The sequence below is a fragment of the Hydrogenophaga sp. genome, assembly GCF_051007235.1.
Taxonomy (GTDB): domain Bacteria; phylum Pseudomonadota; class Gammaproteobacteria; order Burkholderiales; family Burkholderiaceae_C; genus Hydrogenophaga.
In genome coordinates this window covers 1-8,026 of record NZ_JBPCSJ010000512.1, presented here as the reverse complement: position 1 = coordinate 8,026, position 8,026 = coordinate 1, and the positions used below count along the sequence as shown (strand labels likewise).

The 8,026-nt window shown below is 71.5% G+C and carries 9 protein-coding genes and 1 pseudogene; 4 read left to right on the top strand and 6 right to left on the bottom strand.

Features of this window, described 5'->3' with window-relative positions; translation table 11 throughout:
* Positions 1 to 1,257: chromate efflux transporter (gene chrA, locus ACR2JA_RS18060; protein WP_434010454.1), on the top strand; the 1,257-nt coding region annotated here is incomplete at its 5' end.
* Positions 1,258 to 1,269: 12 nt separating this feature from the next.
* On the opposite strand, the gene ACR2JA_RS18055 is transcribed toward chrA, so the two are convergent.
* Together ACR2JA_RS18055 and ACR2JA_RS18050 are read right to left on the bottom strand one after the other, a co-directional pair.
* A complete protein-coding gene (locus tag ACR2JA_RS18055) occupies positions 1,270 to 1,530 on the bottom strand; it encodes a MerR family DNA-binding protein (RefSeq protein ID WP_434010455.1) in 261 nt (86 codons plus the stop codon).
* A gap of 128 nt (positions 1,531 to 1,658) precedes the next feature.
* A pseudogene (locus ACR2JA_RS18050) lies at positions 1,659 to 1,709 on the bottom strand (hypothetical protein); the annotation flags it as partial.
* Between the two features lie 188 nt (positions 1,710 to 1,897).
* Between ACR2JA_RS18050 and ACR2JA_RS18045 the strand changes: the two are divergent.
* Both ACR2JA_RS18045 and ACR2JA_RS18040 read left to right on the top strand, forming a co-directional pair.
* Positions 1,898 to 2,593: a cation transporter gene (locus tag ACR2JA_RS18045; protein ID WP_434010453.1), complete on the top strand. Its 696-nt coding sequence runs from the start codon at positions 1,898 to 1,900 to the stop codon at positions 2,591 to 2,593.
* Entirely contained in the window at positions 2,539 to 3,510 is a 972-nt protein-coding gene (locus ACR2JA_RS18040) for an ornithine cyclodeaminase family protein (protein WP_434010452.1), read from the top strand. Before ACR2JA_RS18045 ends, ACR2JA_RS18040 begins: the two co-directional genes overlap by 55 nt.
* A gap of 20 nt (positions 3,511 to 3,530) precedes the next feature.
* Here the strand turns inward: ACR2JA_RS18040 and ACR2JA_RS18035 are convergent, their stop codons facing one another.
* The gene (locus ACR2JA_RS18035; RefSeq protein WP_434010451.1) at positions 3,531 to 4,508 is read right to left on the bottom strand and encodes a MerR family transcriptional regulator; all 978 of its coding nucleotides are present in this window, start codon (positions 4,506 to 4,508) and stop codon (positions 3,531 to 3,533) included.
* Between the two features lie 115 nt (positions 4,509 to 4,623).
* Between ACR2JA_RS18035 and ACR2JA_RS18030 the strand changes: the two genes are divergently transcribed.
* A complete protein-coding gene (locus ACR2JA_RS18030; protein WP_434010450.1) occupies positions 4,624 to 5,136 on the top strand; it encodes an RrF2 family transcriptional regulator in 513 nt (170 codons plus the stop codon).
* 33 nt (positions 5,137 to 5,169) lie between these two features.
* Here ACR2JA_RS18030 and ACR2JA_RS18025 read toward each other — a convergent pair whose 3' ends face one another.
* The 3 genes from ACR2JA_RS18025 to ACR2JA_RS18015 all read right to left on the bottom strand — a co-directional run.
* A complete protein-coding gene (locus ACR2JA_RS18025) occupies positions 5,170 to 6,213 on the bottom strand; it encodes an XdhC family protein (protein ID WP_434010449.1) in 1,044 nt (347 codons plus the stop codon).
* A gap of 58 nt (positions 6,214 to 6,271) precedes the next feature.
* Complete coding sequence (locus tag ACR2JA_RS18020) at positions 6,272 to 6,712, bottom strand: cyclophilin-like fold protein (RefSeq protein WP_434010448.1); 441 nt, start codon at positions 6,710 to 6,712, stop codon at positions 6,272 to 6,274.
* Positions 6,713 to 6,727: 15 nt separating this feature from the next.
* The coding region (locus tag ACR2JA_RS18015; RefSeq protein WP_434010447.1) for a xanthine dehydrogenase family protein molybdopterin-binding subunit at positions 6,728 to 8,026 on the bottom strand (1,299 nt) is incomplete at its 5' end.

Sequence of the window (8,026 nt, the reverse complement as noted above, 5' to 3'; positions counted from 1 at the left end):
CAGATCGCGCTGATGCACCGCGACCTGGTGGACGACAAACGCTGGATCTCGGAAAGCCGTTTCCTGCACGCGCTGAACTACTGCATGCTGCTGCCAGGACCCGAGGCGCAGCAGCTGGCCACCTACATCGGCTGGCTCATGCACCGCACCTGGGGCGGCGTGCTGGCCGGGGTGCTGTTCGTCCTGCCCTCGCTGCTGCTGTTGATCGGCCTGTCTTGGGTCTACATGGCGCACGGCGACAAGCCCCTGGTGGCCGGGCTGTTCTACGGCATCAAGCCGGCGGTGACGGCCATCGTGCTGCAAGCGGCCTGGCGCATCGGCTCGCGGGCGCTGAAGAACGCCTGGCTCTGGGGCATCGCGGCGGCGTCTTTCGTGGCCATCTTCGCGCTCAACACCCCGTTCCCGCTGATCGTGCTGGGCGCGGCCCTGCTGGGCTGGGTCGGCGGGCGGTGGCGGCCGGCCATTTTCAGCAGCGGCGGTGGCCATGGCGGCGGCCAGGCGCCGGCTGCACACGCCCCGGCCCTGATCGACGACCACACGCCCAGGCCGGCCCACGCCCGGTTTGCCTGGTCGCGCCTGAGCCTGGTGCTGGCGGCGGGCGCCCTGCTCTGGGCACTGCCCATGGGCCTGCTGACCGCGGTGTTCGACTGGTCCCACACCTTCACGCAGATGGGCTGGTTCTTCACCAAGGCGGCGTTGCTGACGTTTGGCGGCGCCTACGCGGTGCTGCCCTACGTCTACCAGGGCGCGGTGGTGCAGCACGGCTGGCTCAGCGGCACGCAGATGATGGACGGGCTGGCGCTGGGCGAAACCACGCCGGGTCCGCTGATCATGGTGGTGGCCTTCGTGGCCTTCGTCGGCGGCTACGGCCACGCGCTGCTGGGGCCGGACCTGACGTTTGCCGCAGGCGCACTGGCCGCCACGCTGGTGACCTGGTTCACCTTCCTGCCCTCGTTCATCTTCATCCTGGCGGGCGGCCCGCTGGTGGAGTCCACGCACGGCAAGCAGGGCTTCACCGCGCCGCTGACGGCCATCACCGCCGCGGTGGTGGGCGTGATCGTGAACCTGGCGCTGTTCTTCGCCGTGCACGTGCTCTGGCCGGCCGGGCGCGGACAGCCGCTGGACGGGGTCGCGGCACTGATCGCCGCCGGCGCCGCCGTGGCGCTGATGCGCTTCAAGCAGCCGGTGATCCCGGTGATCGGGGTCTGCGCGCTGGTGGGGCTGGTGGTCAGCTGGGCTCGCCACAGCGGCTTCTGAGAACCCTGTGCTTCAGGGGCACGGCCCGTGGCAGGCACAGGCCTCGCCGTGCGCAGCGGCCACCAGTTCGGCCAGGATGCCGCAGCCCTGTTGCCCCGGCAGGCCGCTGCAGGCGGTGCGCAGGCTGCGCAACTGCTTTTCGAGTGCGCGCAGGCTGGCCAGGCGGGCGCGCACGCGGGCCAGGTGCTGGTCGATCAGGGCGTTGACGTCGCCGCACTCGGGGCCGGGCGCATCCAGCGCGGCGAGCAGCTGGCGCACGTCGGCCAGGGGCATGTCGAGCGCGCGGCAGTGGCGGATGAAGGACAGGCGCTCCAGCTGGGGCGGGCCGTAGCTGCGGTAGCCGTTGGCCTGGCGCGGTGGGGCGGTGGGGCGGGCAGCAGACCCTGGCGTTCGTAGTAGCGGATGGTCTCGACGTCGACGCCGGTGGCGGCGGACAGGGCTTTGATCTGCATGTCGGGTACCTTGTGAAGGATCGCTTGACACTGTAGTGGCTCCAGGGTTTTAAATCTCGACACACCCCCGCGCCGCTGCGCGTCACCCCCTCCAGGGGGCAATGCCAGCGGCCCGGCAAAGCCGGTTCCGCGGCATCCCCGCCGCAGACACCGGGAACCCTTCACCGCACGACGCACGAGGAATCGCCATGGCCTGCACCTGTGAACACGAAGCCCCACCCGCGGCCACGCAGTCGCCGCGCTACCGCCGCATCCTGTGGGTGGCGCTGGTGCTCAACGCCGCGATGTTCTTCATCGAGCTGGCGGGCAGCCAGCGGGCGGATTCGCTGTCGCTGCTGGCGGACGCGATCGACTTTGCCGGCGACGCGCTGAATTACGGCGTGTCGCTGGCGGTGCTGGGCGCGGCACTGGTCTGGCGCGCGCGGGCGGCCTGGGTGAAGGCCTGGACGATGCTGGGTTTCGGCGCCTTCGTGCTGGGGCGGGCGCTGTGGTCGGTCTGGTTCGGCACCGTGCCCGAGCCGCTGACCATGGGTGTGATCGGCACGCTGGCGCTGGCGGTGAACGTGGGCGTGGCGGCGCTGCTGTACGCGTACCGCGAGGGCGACGCGAACATGCGCAGCGTGTGGCTGTGCTCGCGCAACGACGCGCTGGGCAACCTGGCGGTGATGGGCGCGGCCCTGGGCGTGGCGGGCTCGGGCACGGCCTGGCCCGACCTGGCGGTGGCCACGCTGATGGCGGCGCTGGCGCTGCAGGGCGGGCTGGCGGTGCGCCGGCAGGCGCGGGCCGAGCTGCGGCACGCTGCCACACCGGCGGCGGCTACCATCGACGCATGCACTTCTTCGACGCCGACGCCACCCGAGCCGCCCTGCCCTTCGAGGCCCTGATCGACGCCCTGCGCACGCGCTTTGCGACTGGCTGCGAGGTGCCGCCGCGCCATGTGCACGAGATCGTGAACCCGCTGGGCGAGGCGGGGCAGGACGCCGCCGGCCGGCGCATGACCAGCCTGCTGATGCCGGCCTGGATTCCGGGCCAGTTCTACGGCGTGAAGATCGTCAACATCGCGCCGGGCAATGCGCGGCGCGGCCTGCCGGGGCTGCACGGCAGTTACCTGCTGTTCGACGCGCGCACCGGCGCGCCGCTGGCGCACATCGACGGTGACCAGATCACCGCGCGCCGCACGGCGGCGGCGTCGGCGCTGGCGGCGTCGTACCTGGCGCGGCCCGACGCCAAGCACCTGCTGGTGGTGGGCGCGGGCCGGGTGGCGCAGCTGCTGCCGGCGGCGTACCGCGCGGTGCGCGGCATCGACCGCGTGACGGTGTGGGCGCGCGACCCGGCGCATGCGCAGGCCCTGGCCGCGCAGGTGCGCGCCACCGGGCTGGCGGCCTTTGCCAGCACCGACCTGCCCGCGGCCTGCGCCGAGGCCGACATCGTCAGCTGCGCGACGCTGGCGACCGAGCCGGTGATGCGCGGCGACTGGCTGGCCCCGGGCGTGCACCTGGACCTGATCGGCGGCTTCACGCCCGCCATGCGCGAGGCCGACGACGCTTGCTTCGCCCACGCGCGCATCTTTGTCGACACCGACGAAGCGCTGCAGAAAAGCGGCGACCTGCTGGTGCCGATGCAGCACGGCGTGTTCAGCGCCGACGAGGTGCGCGGCACGCTGACCACGCTGTGCAAGGGCGTGGCCACGGGCCGCAAAGGCGCGACCGAGCGCACGGTGTTCAAGTCGGTCGGCAACGCGCTGGAAGACCTGGCCGCGGCGGTGCTGGTCTACGAATCGGCGGGCGCCGCACGCGCCTGAGCGGCGCCCCTCTCACACGCTCAGAGTTGGTCCAGCGCGATGCCTTCGTGCTGCGCGACCATTTCCAGCGCGCGTTCGAACAGCGCGCGGGCGGACCCTGAAATGGCGCTGAGCTGCGCGTGCAGGCGCGCGTCTTCGGCGCTGTTGTTCAGGCATTCCTGGCTGTACTGCTCGAAGCTGGCGAGCTGGCCGATCAGCTCGGCCACGTGGCGCGGGCATTCACACAGCACGTTGTTGGGGATGCTGGCCACCCGCGCCAGGGTTTCGTCGCTGTACTGGCGCGGCGGGATCATCACGCCCGGCGGCGCCAGGCCGACGGGCTGGCGCGTGTCCACCAGCAGCAGCGAGCCGATCAGGTCGGCCAGTTCTGCGTCGGGCATGGGCTCGCGCCGCACGATCATGCCTTCGAGCTTCATGGCGCGCACCACCGGGTCCTGCCCGAAGCTGTAGAGCACGATGACGTGCGGCACGCGCAGCGCGTCCACCAGGCGGCGCAGGGCCGCGTGCGTGCCCATGTGCAGCGAGTTGACGCGCACCAGCAGCACGTCGGGCGCTACGGCAAAGCGGTGAGCGGCGGCGGCGGCGAGGTCGGGCAGAGCGTCGCTGACGCGCACCGCCACGCCCTCCAGCGCGTCCAGGCAGCCGGCCGACTGCACCCGCGTGGCCAGCGGCAGCCCCACCACGGCCAGCGACACCGCCCGCACGCCCTGGCGGGCGGCAGCGTGCTGGATCTGCGTGGCGCGCTGGCCGTGCAGCAGGCCGCTCAGCCGCTGCGCGTCGAGGTGGGCCACCGTGCTGATGGCGTGACCGGCTTCGGTCAGGCGCCGCAGCAGCGTGGCGCGCAGCACGTCGGCCTCGGTGTAGAGGCGGTGGCGGCCCCCGGTCTTGGCAGGGGTGAACGCGCCGTAGCGCGACTCCCACACGCGCAGCGTGGGGACGGGCACACCGCTCAAGGCCGAGACGGCGCCGATTCTGTGCTGCGTGGGCTCGGAGGTCATTCGGTCTGTTTGAGTAGGTTATGAATAGGAAAAACAAAAATATCGGTGGGTAATTCTAGACATTACTGCGTTTATCTGTAGATTTGAGGGCCCATAACCTGTTCAGGAGGCCGTGATGATCTCCAAAAAAACCCAGCTTTGCATCAACATCCTGGTGACCATGGCGTCCGCGCCACCGTCGCGCGCGGTGAACGTCCAGACCTTGTCGGACCGTTTGCACGTGTCGATCTCGCACCTGGAAAGCGTCATGCGGGTGCTGCGGGACGCCGACCTGGTGCGGGCCGCCCGCGGGCCCGGTGGCGGCTACTACCTGACGAGCGACCCGGCAGAACTGTCGGTGTGGGAAGTGGTGCAGCGCGTGAACCCCGCGCTGGCCACCACCCCTGACGCCGGCCCCCAGTCCGCCCCGATCGCAGGGCTGGAAGCGGCCATCCACGCCGCCTTTGCCGACTTTCTGGCGACGCAGACCATTGGCGACTTTGCCCAGCAGAGCGGCGACTGGTCGGCGGGCGCCGCGGGGTCGGCCACGCCGGGCTTCCGGCTGCGCCCCCTGCCCGTGAGCGTGCGACCGATGGCGCCGAACTCTGTGTTCCAGCTCTCAGCCTTCACGCAGTTGCGCGCGGCCTGAGCCGGCGCCGCTCCGGTCTGGCGGCGGGTCCGCTCAGACCGGGCAGCTGGCGGGCAGGAGGCCGTCCGCGACGCCGCCCTGCGCGGCCTTGCCGTCGGCCACGGGCAACGGTGCCGGGCGTTCGAGGCCGTTCTTCACCGCCACCACCTCCGCCATGATGGACAGGGCGATCTCGGCCGGCGTCTTGCTGCCGATGTAGAGCCCGGCCGGGCCGTGCAGCGCGTCCAGCTCGGCCTCGGCCAGGCCGAAGTGTTCGCGCAGGCGCTCGCGCCGCAGGCCGGTGTGGCGGCGCGAGCCGATGGCGCCGACGTAGAAGGCCTCGGACTGCAGCGCGTCGATGAGCGCCAGGTCGTCCAGCTTGGGGTCGTGCGTGAGCGCCACCACGGCGGTGCGCGCGTCGGGCTTGAGGCGCAGGATCAGGTCGTCCGGCATCTCGCGGCTGAGCGTCACGCCGTCCAGCATCCAGCCGGCGTGCTGCTCGTCGCGCGGGTCGCAGACGATGACCTCGAAGTTCAGGCCCAGCGCCATCTGGCACAGGAAGCGCGAGAGGTCGCCCGCGCCGATGACGATGAGCCGGTGGCACGGGCCGAATTGGGTCACCAGCGCGTCGTCATCCAGTTCGGGCAGGCCGTCGCGCCGGCCTTCGCACAGCGTCACCGCGCCGGTGCGCAGGTCCAGCCGGCGCTCGGTGCTGCGGCGCTCCTGCGTGGCCTGCAGCAGGTCGGGCAGGCGCGTGTGGTCGGCCACCGGCTCCAGCACCAGTTCCACCGTGCCGCCGCAGGGCAGGCCGAAGCGGTGCGCCTGGTCGGCCGAGATGCCGTAGCGCACCGTGGCGGGCCGGCCTTCACGGCACACCGCGGCCACGCCCTCGTCGCGCACGCGGCGGATCAGGTCGTCTTCGATGCAGCCGCCCGAGACCGAGCCCACCACCTCACCCCGGCCGTTGATGGCCATGAGCGAGCCCGGCGGCCGTGGCGAAGAGCCCCAGGTGCGTGTGACCGTGACCAGCAGCACCGGCAGCCCCGCGGTGTGCCAGACCTGCGCCGTGCGCAGGACCTGGGTGTCGAGGTCTTCCATGGGCGGGTTCCTTTCTGTTCGCTTGAACGGCTTCCCCCGGGGGCAGTCCCCCAGCGGTCTATCGGATCTGTGTGATGCGCAGCGGCACGTCGGTCGGGCCGCGCAGCCCCTCGGTGGAACCGTCGAACCGGCCCAGGAGCACCAGGCCCGGCGACGGCTTGCCGTCGGCGTAGAACAGGGCCAGGTTGCCCCACGGGGCGTAGTAGCACAGGTCACCGGCCATCGGGGTATGGGTCGTCGGTGCGCCCTCGGTGGTGAGCTTGCGCGGCAGGTAGGCCACCTTTTCGGTGGCCATGTAGTCCTTGGCACTGAGTGCCAGGGGCAGCAGCGACAGGAGATCGCGCGCGATCGGCTGGTCGGTCAGCGTGGCCGTGAGCACGTGCGCGCCCACCTCCAGGCGCAGGCGGAGACCGGGCCGGGAAGGCGCGGTCTGCGCGCTCACCGCACCAGCGCTGGTCGCCAGCCAGGCGAGCCAAGTTCGTCGGGAGAGGGATGGCACGACGCGCTCACCCGCTCAAGCCAGTTTGAAGGGCAGTTCGCGCAGCGCCTGGCCGGTGAGTCGCGCCACGGCATTGGCAAACGCCGGCGCCAGCGGCGGCAGGCCGGGTTCGCCCATGCCGGTGGGCGGCTCGGCGCTGGGCACGGTGTGCACGGCAATGGCCGGCATGTCGGTGATGCGCGCCACGGTGTAGTCGCCAAAGTTCTGCTGCTCGACCACGCCGTCCTTGAAGGTGATGGCGGCGCCCGGCAGGCACATGCCCAGGCCCATCAGCGCGGCGCCCTGCACCTGCGCTTCCACCGTGCGCGGGTTGACCACCAGGTTGCAGTGCACGCCGGCCGTGACCTGGTGCAGCACCGGTTGCCCGTCTTTGACCGAGGCTTCGACCACGTAGGCCACCACCGAGTCGAAGGACTCGTGCACCGCCACGCCCCAGGCGCGGCCGGCGGGCAGGGTCTTCTGGCCGTAACCGCTCTTGTCCACCGCCAGTTGCAGCGCGGAGCGGTGGCGCGGGTGGCCGGCGCCGAACAGCTTCAGGCGGTAGGCCACCGGGTCCTGGTTCGTTTCGCGGGCGATCTGGTCGACCAGCGTTTCCATGACGAAGGCCGTGTGCGTGCTGCCCACGCTGCGCCACCACAGCACCGGCACGTTGACCTTGGGGTGGTGCACCGTCAGCCGCATGGGCAGCGGGTACGGCGTGCGCATGCCTTCCACGGCGGTGGCGTCGACGCCGTTCTTGACCATCATGGGCTCGAAGGGCGAGCCGGCCAGGATGGACTGGCCGACGATGACGTGGTCCCAGGCCAGCACGTTGCCGGCCGCATCGAAGCCGATCTGCGCACGGTGCAGGTGCATGGGGCGGTAGTAGCCGCCCTTGATGTCGTCCTCGCGGCTCCAGAGCGTGCGGATGGGTGCGTTCAAACCGGCGGCCTGCGCCGCCTTGGCGATGGTGCAGGCCTCGACCAGGTAGTCGCTGCTGGGCACGGCGCGGCGGCCGAAGCCCCCGCCGGCCGACTGGACCATCACCTTCACCTGCTCGGGCTTGAGGCCCAGCGTGCGCGCCGCGGCCATGCCGTCCAGCCCCGCCATCTGCGAACCCACCCAGAGCGTGGCGCCCTGCTCGGACAGCTCCACCGTGCAGTTCAGCGGCTCCATGGGCGCGTGCGCCAGATAAGGGAAGACGAACTCCGCCTCGATCTTTTTCGGCGCGTTCGCAAGGGGCGCCATGTCGGCGTCGAAGTGCTTGGCGCCGGGCTGGCCGGCCAGCGTGCGGTACTGCGCCAGCTGGCGCGCGCTGTCCACCTTCTCGACCGC

Bases quoted from the DNA above. Each gene is read 5' to 3' on its own strand.
- ACR2JA_RS18055 (WP_434010455.1), bottom strand. From the start codon at position 1,530: ATGCCCCTGGCCGACGTGCGCCAGCTGCTCGCCGCGCTGGATGCGCCC.
- ACR2JA_RS18045 (WP_434010453.1), top strand. From the start codon at position 1,898: ATGGCCTGCACCTGTGAACACGAAGCCCCACCCGCGGCCACGCAGTCG.
- ACR2JA_RS18040 (WP_434010452.1), top strand. From the start codon at position 2,539: ATGCACTTCTTCGACGCCGACGCCACCCGAGCCGCCCTGCCCTTCGAG.
- ACR2JA_RS18035 (WP_434010451.1), bottom strand. From the start codon at position 4,508: ATGACCTCCGAGCCCACGCAGCACAGAATCGGCGCCGTCTCGGCCTTG.
- ACR2JA_RS18030 (WP_434010450.1), top strand. From the start codon at position 4,624: ATGATCTCCAAAAAAACCCAGCTTTGCATCAACATCCTGGTGACCATG.
- ACR2JA_RS18025 (WP_434010449.1), bottom strand. From the start codon at position 6,213: ATGGAAGACCTCGACACCCAGGTCCTGCGCACGGCGCAGGTCTGGCAC.